The organism is Alicyclobacillus acidiphilus NBRC 100859, from assembly GCF_001544355.1.
GTDB classification, from domain to species: Bacteria; Bacillota; Bacilli; order Alicyclobacillales; family Alicyclobacillaceae; genus Alicyclobacillus; species Alicyclobacillus acidiphilus.
Genome location: NZ_BCQI01000001.1, coordinates 1 through 18,396, shown reverse-complemented (window position 1 = coordinate 18,396; position 18,396 = coordinate 1). Strand labels below are relative to the sequence as shown.

At 56.3% G+C, this 18,396-nt stretch carries 15 protein-coding genes and 1 pseudogene; 14 read left to right on the top strand and 2 right to left on the bottom strand.

The genetic code is table 11. The features are described 5' to 3' along the window. Positions 1-152: 152 nt before the first annotated feature. From AAC01S_RS00080 to AAC01S_RS00065, 4 genes are read left to right on the top strand one after another with little or no spacing between them, the layout of a single operon-like run. Positions 153-1,034, top strand: coding sequence for an ABC transporter permease (locus AAC01S_RS00080; RefSeq protein WP_067616889.1), 882 nt, complete (start codon positions 153-155; stop codon positions 1,032-1,034). Then, positions 1,031-2,032, top strand: coding sequence for an ABC transporter ATP-binding protein (locus tag AAC01S_RS00075; protein ID WP_245629978.1), 1,002 nt, complete (start codon positions 1,031-1,033; stop codon positions 2,030-2,032). Before AAC01S_RS00080 ends, AAC01S_RS00075 begins: the two co-directional genes overlap by 4 nt. Continuing rightward, positions 2,010-2,963, top strand: a complete 954-nt coding sequence (locus tag AAC01S_RS00070; RefSeq protein ID WP_067616887.1) for an ABC transporter ATP-binding protein — start codon at positions 2,010-2,012, stop codon at positions 2,961-2,963. The genes AAC01S_RS00075 and AAC01S_RS00070 overlap by 23 nt, the downstream gene beginning before the upstream one ends. A 15-nt stretch (positions 2,964-2,978) precedes the next feature. Beyond that, entirely contained in the window at positions 2,979-3,896 is a 918-nt protein-coding gene (locus AAC01S_RS00065; RefSeq protein ID WP_067616883.1) for an ABC transporter permease, read from the top strand. Positions 3,897-3,923: 27 nt separating this feature from the next. Here the strand turns inward: AAC01S_RS00065 and lexA are convergent, their stop codons facing one another. Beyond that, a complete protein-coding gene (lexA, locus tag AAC01S_RS00060) occupies positions 3,924-4,553 on the bottom strand; it encodes a transcriptional repressor LexA (RefSeq protein ID WP_067616880.1) in 630 nt (209 codons plus the stop codon). 103 nt (positions 4,554-4,656) lie between these two features. Beyond that, the gene (locus AAC01S_RS00055) at positions 4,657-5,454 is read right to left on the bottom strand and encodes a Cof-type HAD-IIB family hydrolase (RefSeq protein WP_067616878.1); all 798 of its coding nucleotides are present in this window, start codon (positions 5,452-5,454) and stop codon (positions 4,657-4,659) included. A gap of 221 nt (positions 5,455-5,675) precedes the next feature. Between AAC01S_RS00055 and AAC01S_RS00050 the strand changes: the two genes are divergently transcribed. The 10 genes and pseudogenes from AAC01S_RS00050 to AAC01S_RS19680 form a co-directional block, all read left to right on the top strand. Further along, positions 5,676-7,055: a glycine--tRNA ligase gene (locus AAC01S_RS00050; protein WP_067616872.1), complete on the top strand. Its 1,380-nt coding sequence runs from the start codon at positions 5,676-5,678 to the stop codon at positions 7,053-7,055. Between the two features lie 352 nt (positions 7,056-7,407). Next, positions 7,408-7,599 carry a hypothetical protein gene (locus tag AAC01S_RS00045; protein WP_067616867.1) on the top strand — a complete coding sequence of 64 codons (192 nt, stop codon included), beginning with the start codon at positions 7,408-7,410 and terminating at the stop codon, positions 7,597-7,599. A 143-nt stretch (positions 7,600-7,742) separates the two neighbouring features. Then, complete coding sequence (metH, locus tag AAC01S_RS00040) at positions 7,743-11,189, top strand: methionine synthase (RefSeq protein WP_067616864.1); 3,447 nt, start codon at positions 7,743-7,745, stop codon at positions 11,187-11,189. 115 nt (positions 11,190-11,304) lie between these two features. Next, on the top strand, positions 11,305-13,179 hold the full coding sequence (locus AAC01S_RS00035) for a bifunctional homocysteine S-methyltransferase/methylenetetrahydrofolate reductase (RefSeq protein WP_370670800.1): 1,875 nt from the start codon (positions 11,305-11,307) through the stop codon (positions 13,177-13,179). A 142-nt stretch (positions 13,180-13,321) separates the two neighbouring features. After that, positions 13,322-13,909 carry a TlpA family protein disulfide reductase gene (locus AAC01S_RS00030; RefSeq protein ID WP_067616861.1) on the top strand — a complete coding sequence of 196 codons (588 nt, stop codon included), beginning with the start codon at positions 13,322-13,324 and terminating at the stop codon, positions 13,907-13,909. 196 nt (positions 13,910-14,105) lie between these two features. Next, positions 14,106-15,191 (top strand): GGDEF domain-containing protein, encoded by a 1,086-nt coding sequence (locus AAC01S_RS00025; RefSeq protein ID WP_067616859.1) that lies wholly within the window; start codon positions 14,106-14,108, stop codon positions 15,189-15,191. Positions 15,192-15,463: 272 nt separating this feature from the next. After that, positions 15,464-16,660, top strand: a complete 1,197-nt coding sequence (locus tag AAC01S_RS00020; RefSeq protein ID WP_245629977.1) for an IS110 family RNA-guided transposase — start codon at positions 15,464-15,466, stop codon at positions 16,658-16,660. 46 nt (positions 16,661-16,706) lie between these two features. Next, complete coding sequence (locus tag AAC01S_RS00015) at positions 16,707-16,910, top strand: hypothetical protein (RefSeq protein ID WP_067616853.1); 204 nt, start codon at positions 16,707-16,709, stop codon at positions 16,908-16,910. Positions 16,911-17,014: 104 nt separating this feature from the next. Further along, a pseudogene (locus AAC01S_RS00010) lies at positions 17,015-17,404 on the top strand (ATP-binding protein); the annotation flags it as partial. Positions 17,405-18,031: 627 nt separating this feature from the next. Further along, positions 18,032-18,396: glycoside hydrolase family 25 domain-containing protein (locus AAC01S_RS19680; protein ID WP_217997805.1), on the top strand; the 365-nt coding region annotated here is incomplete at its 3' end.

Sequence of the window (18,396 nt, the reverse complement as noted above, 5' to 3'; positions counted from 1 at the left end):
GGGTCATGCGAATGACTGCGGGACAGCCTTTTTGCAACTTGTTTTTTTTTTCGCGCCGCCCACGACTTTCCTCCCGAAAGGTGCTCAATTTTTGGTAATATAGCAAGAGGCTTTGCTGTAACCGCTATCATGAAGGAATGTGGTGGTGCCCAATGAGCGTTGTCGTCACTCGCGAGACGGGTTATCGGGGGTTGACAATCCCCGTGCGCGTTGGGCGGAGTTGGAAACGCTTCGCCCGCGGCGGCTTTTCCGTCGCTGGACTCGTCTGGTTGGTCATTCTTGCGATTGCGGCCGCATCGCGTCACCAAGTCGTGCAGATCGATATCTTTGACGCGTTTTCGCCGCCGAGCTGGACTCATCCGTTCGGTACCAACAATATGGGACAAGACATGTTCTGGATGTGCATGGACGGTCTCCGCTACACGTTGATGGTCGCATGTGGAGCAACCACGGTTGCGGCATTGGTGGGGACCACCATTGGCATTGTGTCCGGAATGCGCGGTGGCTGGCTTGACCAAGTTCTCATGCGATTCTGCGATTACATCTACTCCTTCCCGGCTTTTCTCTGTGCCATCATGCTGATTTCGATGTTTGGCAGCAACGCGTTCAACGTCATTTGGGTGCTCGGCATCACGCAGTGGGCGGGGTATGCACGTCTCGCGCGCGGCCAGGTGTTGGCGATACGCCAGTCGGATCTGACCGAGTCGGCTCGTTCCCTTGGCGCATCGGAGTTGTACGTGTCGACTCGATACGTGCTGCCGCACGTGATTAGCCCGCTCGTCGTCTACTCGGCGTTTACGGCCGCCAATCTCGTGATGTTGGAAGCGATGCTGGACATCGTCGGCGGAATTGGGCCGAAGCCGCCGATGTTCAGCTTTGGTGCCATCCTGTTTCAGGACGTGACCAATATCCTCGGCTATCCTTGGCTGCTGTTGTTCCCGCTCGCCTTGTTCGTGTCGATGCTGGTGTCGTTCGTGGTCGTAGGGGATGGTCTCCAAGCCGCATTCGATCCGAGAGGAGGCACATCGCTGTGAACATATTGGAGATCCGCGATCTGCGTGTCGAGATCGACGCTTCCGACGGAACGGTGCACGCCGTGAACGGTATCTCGTTTGATGTGAAGGAGGGTGAGTGGCTCGGTATCCTCGGCGAAAGCGGGTCTGGGAAGTCGATCACACTGCTCTCCATCCTTGGACTTGTTCGCGGTCGCGGCAGACGCGTCCACGGACAGGCCGCATTTGCCGGTAAAGAGCTCTTGTCGATGCGGGAGCGGCAACTTCGCGGCATACGCGGCCGAGACATCGGCTTGGTGATGCAGGACGTCGCGAATGGATTGAATCCACTGGTGCCGATTGGTAAACAGGTGATGGAGCCGATGTTGGAGCATTCCATTTGCACGAAGCCGGAAGCGGCGCGGCGCGCCATCGAGCTGCTGCGCGAAGTGGGCCTGCCGAATCCGGAATGGCAGATGACGCGCCATTCGTTCGAACTGTCAGGCGGAATGCGGCAGCGCGTCATGATCGCGACAGCCATCGCATGCGGACCCAAGGTGCTGTTTGCGGATGAGCCCACGACCGCGCTCGACGCCACGGTGCAAGTTCAAGTCCTGTCGCTGCTCCGCGAAATCGCGGCCAGGCGTAACATGACCACCGTGATGGTCACGCACGACATCGGTGTCGCGGCGAACGTCTGCGATCGCGTTGTCGTCCTGTACGGTGGAATGATCATGGAGACGGCCGAGATCGACGAGTTTCTGCGCGATGCCCGTCATCCATACTCGCTTGCCCTGCAGTCGTCGATGCTGCGCGGCTCCCGCGAGACGGGCGTGAAATCGGCCATCAGGCCCATCCCCGGACACGCCAGAACACTGTGGGCGCCACCCGTCGGATGTCCGTTTGCCGAGCGCTGCCTCGCGGCTCAGTCGATCTGTCATCGCGAACGACCAAGCGTCGCTCGTCTCTCGGAAACGCACGAAGTCGCATGCCACTTCGCGGAGGAGGAAGCGAATCATGTCCGCAGCCTATTTACTTGACGTGGGGAATGTCAGCAAAGTGTTTCGTCTGCAAAAGCGGACCGTTCGCGCCGTGCACAGGGCGTCGCTTCGCGTACGCGAGGGCGAGAGCGTCGGGATTGTCGGTGAAAGCGGATCGGGCAAGTCGACACTAGGCCGCTGCGCAGTCGGTTTGTTGAGGCCGGACGAGGGCGCCGTGCGTTTTTTAGGCACCGATCTGACGCGTTTGTCCAACAAGCAGATGAGGGCACAGAGGCGCCACATGCAGGTCGTCTTTCAAAATCCTTCGACCGCGCTGAACCAGCGGATGACCGTGGGGCGGAATATTCTCGATCCGCTGCTGATCCACAGGGTCGGCACCCGTATGCAACGCGGTGTTCGGGTCTTCGAGTTGATGGAGCAGGTGGGATTGAGTCCGGAATACGCCAACGCGTTTCCGTTCGAGCTCTCCGGCGGCCAGCAGCAACGCGTCATGATTGCGCGCGCACTCGCGCTCGATCCGAAGCTGCTCCTGTGCGATGAAGTGCTGTCTGCGCTCGATGTGTCCGTGCAAGCGCAAATTCTCGCGCTGCTGCTGGATCTCCGTCGCGATCGCGGGCTGTCCATGCTCTTCATCTCGCACAATCTGCCCGCCGTCGAAGTGCTCAGCGACGTGATTGCGGTCATGTACCTCGGCGAGATTCTGGAAATGGGACGCACCGAGGATTTGCTGGCGAATCCACGGCATCCATACACGCGCGTCTTGTTCGATTCCGTCCTCGATATTCCTGAGTCAAAAGCCGCACGGAAGGCACTGCGTCCGCTGCCTGGCGAAATGCCGTCTCCGTACGAAATCCCGAATGGCTGCGTCTTTCACACGAGATGCCCCGTTGCGCAAGATGTTTGCAGACGGGAAGTGCCGCAGGCGCGAACACTGGACGACGATCGCCAAGTGGCTTGCCACTACGTCTGAGAGGAGCGGGATCGAATGGACATTCTGCGAAGATTCGCCTCACGGCTGGCGGGCATGCTTGTCGTCCTTACCTTGTCCATCGCGACACCGACCGTGATTCAGTTCTACGGCCCAGGAGGGGAGAACTCGAAACTCGCAAGTCAAGGCGTATCCGCGTGGACTCGCGCGAAAACAGCCTTTGCCACGGTTTGGCCGGAAGAGAAGGGAATTCTGACGTTTCACCTGCATGTGTCGACGATGAGCTTCGTGAACGACTTTTTCTCCTTCATGGGCCTGGCGATCGGTTCGATTGTGATTGCCGCCATCGTCGCCGTTCCTGTCGGAACCTACGCCGCCATTCAGCAAAAATCGTGGTTTCGCACCGTTTTGCCCACGGGGTTCCTCGTATCCCAGTCGATCCCGACGTACGTCATCGGCGTGATCTTGATCTTGCTGTTTTCGGTGGTATGGCCCATTCTTCCACCAAACGGATGGAATTCTCCCTTGTGCGCGGTGCTGCCCACATTGACGTTGGCAGCCGGCAATGTTGGGTATATGGGGAAATTTGTCCAATCGGCTGTGTCGGAGACGATGCAGGAAGGATACATACTCGGGGCGCGGGCGCGTGGAGTACGCAAGTGGAATATCATTCTGAAACATGCGATGAAACCGTCCATCTTGACGACGATCACGTTCTTCGCGCCGCAAATCGCGATCTTGCTCAATAATGCCCTGACGATTGAAGCGATGTTCGCCGTTCCAGGTCTCGCGAAGTTGTTTGGTGAAACGGCATCGGCGCAAGGCATGGGCTTGCCGCCTGGAGTCGGGATGCAGGACCAATACATGGTATCTGTCGTGTTCTTCATCTTCGCCTTGGTCGTACTCGTGATGAATCTCTTTGTCGACATCCTGTATCGAGTCTTGGATCCGCGAATCGCACGCCTGACGGCATAGCTGCCCCAGCGTCTTGGACCTTGCAGCTTATCTCAGATTGCGGAATACGCCAATGACCTTGCCGAGGATGACCACGTCAGGATAGATGAGCGGTTCCATGTTGCTGTTCTCCGGTTGAAGCCGGACATGTCCGTTCTCCCGGAAGAAACGCTTGACGGTCGCTTCGTCGTCTTCCGTCATCGCGACGACGATATCGCCGTTCACGGCGTCTGACTGCCGACGTACAATCACCAAATCGCCGTCGAGGATGCCTGCCTCAATCATGCTGTCGCCGCTGACGTTCAGCACGAACACCTCGCTGTCGCGGGCAAAATCGGTCGGCAGAGGCAAATATCCCTGAATGTCTTCGATAGCCGTGATAGGGAGACCTGCCGTGACGCGGCCGACGATAGGCGCCATGACAGGTGTCTCCACGACGCCGCGATCGCTTTCAGACGACGCTCCGAAGCCAATCAATTCGAGTGCCCGCGGTTTGGTAGGATCTCGGCGAATATAGCCTTTTTGCTGCAAGCGTTCCAAGTGTCCGTGTACGGTGGAAGAGGACGCGAGACCCACCGCTTCACCAATCTCGCGAACAGAAGGTGGATATCCCTTTTCATGGACATTCTTTCGGATGAATTCGAGAATCGCTTCTTGGCGAGAGGTCAGCTGGCCCAACCGAGACACATCCTTTGGCTTGATTTGCCTCTATCGTAACACAACCTAGCGAACGGTGGCAAACGTTTGTTCGTATGCCGCCGTCTGCCTGGCCAACGAACGACTAGCCAATCAATCCCAGGTCGATGAGCGCGTCCGCGACGCCGCCTTCGATCGCGGAGGATGTCACGCGCTTGGCGTGGCACTTGACATCGTCCGTCGCATTGCCCATCGCGTACGAATAGCCCATGGTCTTGAACATGCCGATATCGTTGCCGCCGTCGCCGATATGCACCGCCTTCGCTGGGTCGATCCCCAGGTGCTTCAGGAGGTGCAAGGCTCCGATGGATTTGTCCGATTTGCGCCGTTGAAAGTCGACGGCTTCGTCATGCCATCGGTAGATATAGCAAGCTGGAAATTCTGACTCGAACGTCGCGTCCCACTCTTTGGACATGAACGCGTTGATCTGGAACACGTTCAGGTCCGACAGATGGTGTTTCCACCCGGGTTCCAGCGAAATGTCGGGAAAATCGTAGGACGCCATCACTGGTCGGAATCGATCCGGAATCGGCTCGAAGGACAACGCATGATCGTGTGTATGAATAATCGTGGAAATTCCGCGCGCCTCCGCGGCCGCCAAAATACCCTGAACGACGTCGGGATCGAAAGGCATGGAAAACAATTCACGGTGCCCCGTTTTCACGAGTCCTCCGTTGAAGTAGATGCCGTATGGCACACGGAGTTCATCCTGAATATGTTGAGCGTGAATCAGACTTCTGCCTGTGCAGACTGCGACCGGAATGTCCTGTGCGAGCAATTCCGCGACCGCCCGCGCACTTCTTTCAACAATCTGTCCATCTGTGTACAGGGTCCCGTCGATGTCGAGGAACACCATTTCGATATCTGATTCCCGTCTGCTCATCTTTTCTGTGGGCCTCCAATCTCCAAGCGACAAACTTTCCGGGCTTTCCGAGGCTGGGACGTGCGGTCGCCAATCGAATACAGCCGGACTCCATTATACACATTCGAACGTGGATCGCGTTACGCCAGATGGTCAAATCTGGGCTCTTATCCAACGTGATTGATTCTTCGGCAAACCTTCCGCTATGATAGCCGTATTGACAAGATGCGGGAGGAAGCCGAATGCAAGCGACGATGGAAGCGTTAGTATCATTGGCAAAAAGACGGGGATTCATCTTCCCCGGTTCCGAAATATACGGCGGACTGGCCAACACATGGGATTACGGTCCACTCGGCGCGCAGATGAAGCACAATCTGAAGCGCGCGTGGTGGCGGCATTTTATCGAACAAAATCCGCATAACGTCGGTCTCGATTCGGCGATCTTAATGAATCGCCAAGTCTGGGTCGCATCGGGACACGTGGAGAACTTCCACGATCCGATGGTCGACTGCCGAAAGTGCAAATCTCGCTTTCGCGCGGACAAGCTGATCGAGGAAGCGGCTGCCGCCAAAGGCGAGGAAGTGATTGTGGATGGCATGCCGTTCCCGAAGATGGAAGAACTGCTGGAGACGTACGCGATTGCCTGTCCCGACTGCGGCGCGCACGACTTCACGGGTATCCGCCAGTTCAACATGATGTTCAAGACCTACCAAGGCGTCACGGAGGACGCGTCGAATGAAGTGTATCTTCGCCCCGAGACCGCCCAAGGCATCTTCGTCAACTTCAAGAACGTGCAACGGGCCCTTCGGAAGAAGCTACCGTTTGGCATCGGCCAGTTCGGGAAGAGTTTTCGGAACGAAATCACGCCAGGCAACTTCACGTTCCGCACGCGCGAGTTCGAACAGATGGAACTGGAGTTTTTCTGCATGCCGGGCGAGGACATGAAGTGGTTCGAGTATTGGCGGCAATACTGCTACGATTGGCTGCGCTCGCTCGGTATCAAGGAGGCGTCGCTGCGTTTTCGCGATCACGAAAAAGAACAATTGTCTCACTACAGCAAAGCGACGACCGACATCGAATTTCTCTTCCCATTCGGCTGGGGCGAGCTGCTCGGCGTCGCCAACCGTACCGATTTTGACCTGAGAGCCCACGCCAAGGCGTCCGGTGAAAACATGACGGTCCAGGAAGAAGGCCAGGAGCCTGTCATTCCATACTGCATCGAGCCAGCGATCGGCGCGGACCGACTGTTCCTCGCGATCTTGGCCGACGCGTACGACGAAGAAGTCGTAGGCGAAAACGACACGCGTGTCGTCCTGCACTTGCACCCGAAGTTGGCACCGTACCAGGCCGCCGTATTTCCGCTGTCCAAGAAGCTCGCGGACGGCGCCTCGCCGCTCTACACCGAGTTGGCCAAAACGTTCAGCGTCGACTACGACGAGTCGGGATCGATTGGCAAACGGTATCGCCGACACGACGAAATTGGCACGCCGTTCTGCATCACCTACGATTTCGAGTCCGAGACGGATCACGCTGTCACCATACGCCATCGCGATTCGATGGAACAGGAACGGGTCGCGATCGCGGACGTCAAGGCGTGGCTGCAAGAACGTATCGAAGCGTGAGCGGGGCCGGCGGACGGGTGGCTTGGGGGCGACTTGGGGCGACTTGGGGCGACCGAGGTGAATAAGCCGCCCCAGGCCGCTTAAGTGTGTCGAATCGGCCGACTGCGCGCCGAATAAGCCTGCGAGAGCCGCTTAAATGGCCGAAGCCGCTGCGTTTTGGGGCCCATGGAGGCAAATAAGCGTCTGTGCGACGCTTATTTGCCATCGCTTCTGGCTGTTTTGTTGAAATAAGCGGCCCACGGCCGCTTATTTCTTCTTCCACTTTACCAGCGCCCGCCCGTGTGCTTCTTCTTTCCACATCCGCACATGAACTTCCCGCATTCTGGGAACAACAGGATGGGGGTGGAGACTCATGTCAGGACAGCATACGCAGAACCACAACGAGCATTTTGCTTTTGTTGGGGCATTGGAGGAAAATCGTCATTTTGAGTCCGTCGTTGAACGGCGCAATCACATGATGAGTACTCGCCTTGATGCAGTGGTTCCGTGGAAGCAGTACCACCGTGCGAACGTGCCGCATGGCAAGCGGCAGTCGAACGGGTGACAGACAGTCAAACACGCCTCGCGAACAGGCCCCGAAACGTTCGGGGTCTGTTTGCTGTTCTCCCTTACGCCATTTTAGTGTCAGTCCATTGTCCCTATGCTACAATGGTCGAAATTCCTCATATAGAAACGAGTGGAGTGGCAATGGCGGAATTCAAACGGCCTGACATAGAAGAATTGATGCGGCAGCGAATTCTGATTCTGGATGGCGCCATGGGCACCATGATTCAGCAGGGCGACCTTGACGCCTCGGATTTTGGCGGTTCGCAGTACGAAGGCTGCAACGAATATCTGAATATTGTGCTTCCTGACTTTATCTCAGAGATTCACCGGGCATATTTGGCTGCCGGCGCGGATATCATCGAAACCAATTCGTTCGGAAGCACGCCGCTCGTCCTGGCCGAGTATGATCTCGCCGATCAAGCGTTCGAAATCAGCCGCAGAGCGGCGGAACTGGCGAAGGGGGCCGCTGATGCCTTCTCGACGCCGGATCGGCCGCGCTTTGTCGCGGGATCGATGGGGCCAACGACCAAAAGTTTGTCCGTGACAGGCGGTGCCACGTTTGACGATCTCGTGGAAAGCTACGCCGTTCAGGCGGAGGGCTTGGTGGTGGGCGGTGCGGACTTTCTCATGATCGAGACATCGCAGGACATGTTGAACGTGAAAGCGGCGGGTCTGGCCATCCGACGGATCGAAGAAAAACTCGGACGGCACATTCCGATTATGGTCAGCGGGACCATTGAGCCCATGGGCACGACGCTCGCGGGACAGACCATCGACGCCTTTTATCTCTCTATCGAACATCTCAAACCGTTTGCGGTCGGCATGAACTGTGCCACGGGGCCGGAATTCATGCGCGATCACATGCGCACCCTGTCTGAATTGGCGGAGTGTGCGGTCAGCTGTCACCCCAACGCGGGGCTGCCGGACGAGGAAGGGCGATATCTGGAGACTCCGTACGCGTTCGCGAAGAAGATGCGCGATTTCGCGGTGGAGGGATGGCTGAATATGGCGGGCGGCTGTTGCGGAACGACGCCGGAGCATATTCGGGAACTCGCGAACCAGCTTGCCTCGTGTCGACCGCGGGATCGGGCTAGGGAACACGGGCACGCGGTCTCAGGCATGGAAGCGTTGTTTCTTTCCGACGATCAGCGTCCAATTATCGTAGGGGAACGGACGAACGTTCTGGGCTCGCGGAAATTCAAGCGGCTCATCGGCGACGGGGAGTTCGACGCGGCGGCAGAGATCGCAAGGGCGCAGGTGAAGTCTGGGGCACAGGTCATCGACATCAATGTCCAGGATTCCGACCGGGATGAGATGACCGACATGCTGCGCGTCTTGCCGCTGGCGGTGCGTAAGGTCAGGGTGCCCATCATGATCGATTCGACCGATATCGCGGTGGTGGAAGCCGCGCTCAAACATATCCAGGGCAAGGCGATCATCAACTCGACAAACTTCGAAGACGGCGAACCTCGTTTCGCCGCCTATGCGAATATCGCAAAAAAGTACGGCGCGGCGTTGATTGTGGGCACGATCGACGAGCACGGGATGGCGGTGACGCGCGAGAAAAAGGTCGAAATCGCGCATCGGGCGGTTCGAACGCTGACGGAGGGGTACGGTTTTCGGAAGTCGGATATCTTGATTGATCCGCTCACGTTTCCGGTGGGTTCCGGCGATGAGAAATATATCGGCTCCGCGCGGGAAACCATTGAAGCTATCCGGATATTGCGCGAGGAACTTCCGGAATGTCCGACGATTCTTGGCGTCAGCAACGTGTCGTTCGGATTGCCTCCGGCAGGTCGGGAAGTGCTCAACGCGGCGTTCTTGTATCACTGCACGCGGGCGGGGCTTGGTTACGCCATCGTCAATTCGGAGCGGCTTGAACGCTACGCCTCGATTCCCGAAAACGAACGCAACCTGTGTGATCGGCTGTTGTTCGAGACGACGGACGAAATCGTCGCCGAATTTACCGCAAAGTATCGCGAAAAACGTGTACAGGCTGCGGTTGCCAAAGAATCGCTCACATTGGAGGAGCGGATCGCCTCGTACGTCGTCGAAGGATCGAAAGACGGACTGCTTCAGGATCTCGACGCGGCGTTGCAAAAGTACGCGCCGCTCGACATTATCAACGGGCCGCTGATGGACGGCATGACGGAAGTCGGCAGGCTGTTCAACAACAATGAACTAATTGTCGCGGAAGTCTTGCAAAGCGCGGAAGTGATGAAGGCTGCGGTCTCTCATTTGGAGCCGCATATGGAAAAGGCGGACTCGCACGCGAAGGGCAAGCTGATTCTGGCGACGGTCAAGGGCGACGTGCACGACATCGGCAAGAATCTCGTGGAAATCATCCTGTCCAACAACGGATTTGAAGTGGTCAATCTCGGCATCAAAGTAGCGCCTGAACAGCTGATTCAGGCTGTCGGCGAATACCAGCCAGACATGATTGGACTGTCTGGGCTTCTGGTCAAATCCGCCCAACAGATGGTGATTACAGCCGAGGAATTTCGGCACGCGGGTATCGATCTCCCGCTCTTGGTCGGCGGCGCCGCCCTGTCGAAGAAGTTCACCATGACAAAGATCGCGGACAAATACGATGGCCCCGTGATTTACGCGAAAGACGCGATGGAGGGGCTGGAGTTCGCGAACCAACTCGTCTCTGACGCGCGAGGCGATCTATTGTCGCAACTGAATCAGGAGCGAGACACGTTTGCTGAACGTGCGAAGGCCGCGACGGAAGTCGCGGACAAAGTGCCGGTTCGCGTCAAATCGACCATCCGCCGAGACGCGCCTGTTTTCCTGCCGCCGGATCTGGATCGACACGTATTGAGGGACTATCCGATTCGCCTCATTCGTCCTTACTTGAACTTGCAGATGCTGCTCGGAAAACATCTCGGTTTGTCGGGCAACGTCGAGAAACGCTTGGCGGAACGGGACCCGCAGGCAACCGAACTGCTCGAATTGGTCGAGGCGCTCATTGCCGACGCGACGCGCGATGGCCTGTTGAACGCGCATGCCGTCTATCAGTTCTTTCCTGTCATGGCGGACGGCGACGATCTCGTGATCTTCGCAGCGGACGCCAAGACGGAACGGGCGCGCATCCGGTTTCCCAGGCAGAGAAAATCTCCCTACCTGTGCGTGGCGGACTTTGTCCGACCCATCGAGGGCGGGACCATGGACTATTTCGCGATGATGGCGCTCACGACGGGCGGGGCAATCCGGCAGGAGGCCGACCGCCTCAAGGAAGCCGGCGAGTATTTGCGCGCACACGCTTTGCAAGCCACGGCGCTCGAACTGGCCGAGGCGTTCGCCGAGCGCCTGCACCAGCAGCTTCGCGACATGTGGGGATTTCCTGATCCGATGGAGTTGTCGATGCGCGAACGGTTCATCGCCAAATACCAAGGTATTCGCGTCTCGTTTGGCTACCCAGCTTGTCCCGACCTGGAGCAGCAAGAAACGCTGTTTTCACTGTTGCGTCCAGAGGATATCGGAATGGAATTGACGGACGGTTTCATGATGGACCCGGAGGCTTCCGTGACGGCGTTGGCGTTCAGCCATCCGGAAGCGCGTTATTTTAACGTGGATATCGAATGACGTTGCAAAGGGGAGGCCGACCATGACGACAGAGTTGCGCGATGCCTGCCCAACTCAGGGGCAGCAGATTGGACATCGTGTCCACAATCATTCATACGTGGTGGGGGATGGCGCGATGGCGACGTATCTCCATCAATGTGGAGTTCCGATACGCGTCTGTGCCGAAGAATTAAATTTGTCGAATCCGAAATTGGTGGAGGACGTCCACCGCTCGTACGTGGAAGCGGGATCGACGCTCATCCAAACCAATACCTTCGCTGGCAATGGCGAGCATCTTTCCAGGTACGGATTGGACACCAAGGTTCGGGAGTTGAATCGGCGCGCGGTCGAGATCGCCCGTGCCGCAACTGCGCGAACGGATGCCATGGTGTACGGAACCATCGGCCCAGTTCGCGGCGGCACTCGGTACGGGGCGTTGTTGACGGACGACGAAAAGGTGAAGCTCGGCGAGGTATACGCCGCTCAAATCGCCGCGTTGCTCGAATCGAATGTCGACGGGCTTGTGTTGGAGACGTTTCCGGATCTTGAAGAGCTGCTTGTCGCGCTGGATGTGGTCCGGGCGATGTCTTTCGATATCCACGTGGTTGCCAACTTGTCTCCGGAAGAGGTCGGCGTCACGCGCGACGGCGTTCGGCTGGATCGGGCGTTTGCGAGTTTACGGGATCATGGTGCAAACATTGTCGGACTCAATTGCCGTTTAGGGCCGTACGGCATCTTGCGTTCGTACGAGCGCATCCGTCTCGATGGTCCAGGCTACGCCGCCTTTCCGAACGCAGGCATTCTCCACCGCAGCGAGTCCGAGAAACTTTCCTACACCGGCGACGTGTCGAATTTCGCCAGCGTCATGAGCGAACTTGCGCGCTTGGGTGTCACGTGGCTCGGCGGCTGCTGTGGAACCACGCCAGAGCACATTCGAGCGATGGTGGAACAATTGTCGAGTGTTTTGCAGGCGCCGATGCAGGAGATGTCAACGGCCCTTCGTGAACCATCTCCCGACGCGCCCAATATCATCGTCGAAGAACAAACATCGCCATCGCGAACGGCTGCGTCGCCTGTCGCCGCCGCGCGAGGGTTCGATGTCGAAGCTTCGCCGTCGATCGTCGATCTCCTGAACACCAGGACGACCGTCATCGTCGAACTGGATCCGCCCAAACACCTGCAGAGCGACAAGTTTATCCAAGGGGCGATCGCGCTGCAGCGAGCCGGCGTCGACATGATCACGATGGCCGACAATTCGCTCGGCACCGTGCGCATGTCCAACCTGGCGTTGGCGAGCGTGCTCAAGCAGTACGGGATTGAACCGTTGGTCCACGTCACATGCCGAGATCGCAACTTGATTGGCCAACAGTCTCACCTCATGGGCCTGCACCTGTTGGGCGTCCGCAACATTCTGCTGATTACGGGCGATCCGTCCAAGTACGGCGACTTGCCTGGCGCCACTTCGGTCTACGACGTGTCCTCAATGGATCTGACCAAGATGGTGCGCAAGCTGAACGACGGTGTCGGTTTTTCCGGGAGGCCCTTGCAGCGTTCCGCGAATTTTGTGATTGGCACGGCGTTCAATCCGCACGTGCACAACTTCGACAAAGCGATCGATCGCCTGAAGCGGAAGGTGGCGGCCGGGGCGGATTATGTCATGACGCAGCCGGTGTACGAAGAGGCTTTGATGGAGCGGATAGCGGAGGCCACGCGCGATCTCGGCGTACCCGTGTGCATCGGCATCATGCCGCTCACGACGGTGCGCAACGCGGAGTTCCTGCACGATCAAGTGCCGGGCATCTCGATCCCGGCCGATGTGCTGGCGAGGATGCGGGAGGCGGCGCCGGATCGGGATGGGGAGGTTGGGTTCGAGATCGCCCAGGAATTGACCGACGCGGCGGCAGCGTACTTCCGGGGAATCTACTTGATCACACCGTTCATGCGGTACGATATCACGGTCCGTTTGACTCAATTCATTCGCGCTCGAGTCGCGAATGAATCGTTGGCGTAAGGCCGAAGCCCGCTTGTCGTTCAGGAGAATTTCTGCTTCTAGGCGTCATTGCACAGCGGCCGTGGATAGGCTACGTTAGTGGAGTTCGTAATCTTGCGCTAGCAATTGCGATCCGATTGCGTAGTTAGGTAGGTGCATGTGTGTGCAAAAAACAATCGTCTGGCTTGCTGGGCTGCTGGCGGCGGGGTGTCTGACTGGATGTTCAATAGCGTGGAATGACAGCCATGCCAAGGTGCAGGCAACCACCCAGCAGATTTCCTTTCAGAATCGGACGGACGAGCTGGTGGGGCCCGTCGACACGAAGTTGGATCCCACACCCGTGAAACAAGTGGACTATACGAAGATCCCCGTAGTGGACGGGGAAGGCCGGCACGTTTCGCTGGACGCCCGCAAACAACCGGTGTTGTTTGTCGCGTACTGGTGCCCACACTGCCAAAGAACGTTGAAATTGTTGTCGCAGGAGTTCCATTCGCTCAAACAGAAACCGATTCTCGTCTGTGTGGGTTATTCCCAGGGAACGACTTTGCGACAAGCGGTTGCGGTTCAACATCAGGAGCAGACTGCGCTCCATTTGGCGGCGTTCCAGGTGTATTACGATCTCAATCCGAAAGCAGGCGACGTCTATGCGCCTGCCGGTTATCCAACCTTGGTCTACCAGGCAAACGACCAATTGCTGAGCTTGTACGGAGAGCACACGGCGGCCATTTGGCGGCAAGTCCTGCGGGCGTGACGTCCTGCCGGTCGAGGCAAGCGCGAGGTCGGCAGCAGGGATAGCTTCTGAAGAATTGAAGTAAGTAAAAATAGATAGCTATGTGCAAGATATGCAGGCCTAGATGATAGAGAGCGATAAATGACATCCAGAAGAAGAGGGAACTTCGTGATATACGAATCAGGGGTAGCTTGTCGAAAGCGACAGGGGTGTCCGAATGAACGCCGAAATGTTGAAGAGATTCTTCCACCGTACGCGGGAATGGGCGCGCGCGGAACGGGGAATGGAACTGTTGGAGATGGCTTCGCACGCGTTGCGCGAACTCGTCGAAGCGGATTCTGGTTTTTTTCTGTACCGCAAACGTGGGCTGCTTTCCGGAAGTCGCCCAGAAGCGTCGCAAATGTACGTGCCATGGGGCGTGTTTGAACCGAGCGCTGCAGAACTTCAGGAGGCTTTGAAGCCGCTCATGGAAGAGAATGTCGCGCTCGACATGGTGACGGAACGATGGATTTTGGCCGAGGACATTTCGAATGCCAGGCTCAAGGCTGTCTTGGCCAAATACCCACTGCTGGAACTCGGCATTTGGCCCATCATTTCGCGCGAGGAGACTCGCGGCGCGGTTGTCGTGGCACGGTCGCGCGCCGTTTCGTCGCGCATGACCTTCGAAATGAGCAACGCGCTTGTCGATTCCTGTGCGGCCCAATTGTCGGTCGCGCTTGACTTGATCACGGCCTTTCGAATCGCGGAAGCCGCCAGCGAACGCGATCTGCTGACTGGTGTATTCAATCGACGAGGCATCGAATCGAACTGGGAGCGATTTGTTCAGCAGGAACGCGACCCAGGTGAACGGGTTGTGCTCGGCATTGTCGATCTCGACGATTTCAAAGCCATCAACGACAACTTTGGCCATCCGGTCGGGGATCACGTGCTTCGCGAGGTCGCTGACGTGATCGCGAATTGCCTCGATCCGGAAGACATGGTCGGTCGGATGGGCGGCGACGAGTTCATCGTCTTGTTGACCAATTGCGCTTGCGACTGGGCCGGTCCGATGCGCCGCATCCAAGAAGCCGTGGCGAGCAGGAAGGATTCTGTTCTGCACTCCGTGTCAGTCGGCGGCGCGGTTTGGGGCGTCGATGGCGATGACTACGAGACGTGCTATCGCGTCGCGGATAGACGTCTTTACGAAGACAAACGAAGACGTAAATTGGTCGAAGGCGAAGGGACGCTGAATTCGTCCGTCCGGCAGCAGGAGAGCGCGCACAAAGGGGATGTCGAAGCCGTATCACCGTCATCCGACGTATGAGCGAACGCGCTAAAACGAAGAAAACCGCTCCCTGCCGCATGGGAGCGGTGGTTTCGGGCAGGAACGTTCATACGTTCCTAGGTGTCGTGCCCGAGAGGCGGCATGTGGTAACAGATGTCGCCTCTTCCTCTATATCGTACCACAACATGACATGATATGGAATAGGTGAAATATTGCAACATTTCAGCCGTCGGAATTGGCTCGTCCCCCCTCCCGTGTGCGATACCGACACCGAGCTGGAGGAGCATCTGGCCCGTAAGTCAGAGGCTGATATGGACCGTCCGCATTACGCCAAGCATGAGCGTATTGCCGACCTGTGGGAAAAGGAGCGTTCAAAACTGCTCGCGCTACCGGCCACGCCGTTCGAGGTGTTCCGCCTGGAAGCTGCCCGTCTGAACAAGTACCGGGAACTGCGGTTCGAGAAAGCCACCTACCCGTTGCCTCAGTGCCGTGGGCTGGAGACGGTGCTGCTGAAAGTGAAGTGGGATGAAATCGAGGTCTTGTCGAGCGACGGGGAGTACCGGCTCCTAGGGAAGCTTCCACGGCCTTATGCGGATAAGCCCATGACAATTGAGTGGACCACCGTATTCGACGGATACCGGAGGAAACCTCGGTCCGTGATGTACTCGGACCTGGCAAGATACATGCCTCCCTCGGTACGTGTTACGGCTCAGGATAAATGGATGAAACAGATGGTGTTTTGCCCAGAATCTTTGACCTTACATTCTCTGGTGGAGGCCAATGCCTCCCACATCAAGAACCTGCCCGGGCGTAAAACTGACAAAAAAGATGCACAATGGATTGCTGAGTTGCATCGTTGCGGTTTGGTGTCCAACAGTTTTGTTGCCCCGCGTGAGATTCGTGAACTTCGCGATCTTACCCGCTATCGCAAAAAGCTCAAAGGATATGAGACCTCAGAACGCAATCGAATCATTAAGGTGCTGGAAGATGCCAACATCAAAATCTCCACTTTCATGAGTGACGTCTTTGGGAAGTCTGGGCGACTCATGTTGGATGCGTTGGTGAACGGTGAAGTCATTGAACCAGAACAGATTGCTGATTTGGCAATCGGTCGTCTACGCCCCAAAATTCCTGAATTGACACTTGCGCTAAATGGCAGGGTAACCTTGCATCACCGAAAAATCATCCAGCGTTCTTTGGAGCATCTCAAATTCCTTGAGAAGTCTATCGCTGACTTGGAAGCGGCCATGGAACAATACTTCGTTCCTTACCAAACGCAAGAAGAACTACTGCAAACCATCCCGGGTGTTGGGCCAAATGTGGCGAAAGTCATCCTAGCCGAAATCGGAACAGACATGTCCGTGTTTCCTTCGGCGTCCCATCTCTCTTCATGGGCTGGCTTAAGTCCGGGCAATCATGAAAGTGCGGGCAAAAAAAAGATCGAAGACGACACAGGGCAATCAAGCGTTAAGAACCGGACTTTTGGAAGCTGGATGGGCTGCCAGTAAAACGCGCACTTTTCTTGGTTCGAAATTCTGGTCAACAGCAAGACGTATGGGTAAGAAGCGAGCCAACGTCGTGATCGCACACAAAATCCTCGTGATTGCGTACCACATACTCAAAACAGGTGAACCGTACAACGAGCTTGGTGCTGACTACTTGGAGAAACGCAAGCCCATCTCGACGGAGGAACTGATGATTCGCCAACTGCAAAAGCAGGGATTTGTCGTGACGAAGCCAAACAACGCAACAGCTTGATATCCTGAAACCGGAACGTAGGATTTGGCATCCCGGGCATCCTATTGCCCGAAAACAGAGTTGAGCGGTCGTCTTCAGCCTAAACGGAGTCTATTTTCTCATCAATGGAGGCTTGTCGACGAGGTCATGAGGTCCGGTTTTACCGGGTACACGACTTGGTGGCCACGCTGCAGGACAAGTACCAAGCCGGCACGCTGCGTCGGTTCCTGAGTGAACTGCAAAAAGCGGAACTGCTCATTCTGGACGAAATGGGCTTCGTGCCCTTTCACAAAGATGGTGCTGAGCTGCTGTTCCACGTGATCGCCGACTGCTACGAGCAACGCAGCGTGATTGTGACGTCAAACCTCGAGTTCGGGCAGTGGAACACTGTCTTTGGGGACGCCAGGCTGACGGCCGCCTTCGTGGATCGCCTCGTGCACCACGCACATGTACTGGCTTTCACAGGCGACAGCTACCGTCTGCAGCATGCGCTATCTGAGACAAAGTCGTCGTAATCTTCTGTACTGCAGTGCCTATGCACAAATCCGTGTCGTTTCTCTGCACTTTTTACTTGCGAAAAACAGGTATCAGTAGGCACTTATACGCAGTACTTACAACTATTTTGACTGTAATAAAACAAAACAGCCCGTACAAAAAAAACGAACGGACATAACTTGAACGGTATGGCCAAAGGAAGGAAATGTTTGTGGCTAAATAATGTTTGGAGAGTGATTGTATGACTACGCCAACGTATCACGGTTGTGACTCAAACACCGCACCATCAAGCGATTCATGTACGGATAATTTTTATTTAGGTGAAATGGGTATGGGGGCATTCGTAGGGGATTCGCACGTATATAACCCTAACTACGGATGTTTTAACAATGTAGGAAACACCGGAAACACAAACACGAATGCGGAATGGATGTATGAACGGAACCGACAAAACACTTATGGCTACTGGTTCCTTTTAGGTCCACAGCTTGCAAACCCCGATTACTCACCAAGCACCTATACGTGTAGTGGACAATCAATAAGTGGTTACAGATCGTATTCTGTAACAACCACTGCGGATGCTTATACCTGGGGTAGGTGTTCAAGGCAACACAGCTGTTGCTGCATGGGGTGATTATGGTTATATCATGAGAAACACTATTTACTGTGATGTAGAACAGGCTGATGCAGCAGGCTGGTACTTGAGTGGGACATATAACGGAAACGAATGGTATGAACTGAATCGTCAAGTCATTATTGGGTTTTTGGATGCCGTTTTTGCCAGCAGTCCTCACGTTGGCGCTGTATATGCTGATCCAGGAGACTGGAACGCTATAACTGATTACTGGACAGGTCTAGGAAGCTATACATCACACGTCTGGGTAGCAGATTGGACATATCCAGGAGGATGTTTACCAACATTCCCATCGGGTTTATCGCTTGGAGGCGTATCCGCTCAAATATGGCAATATAGTAGTGGGCCTGATCTCGATGCAGCAATTTCTTTACCAAG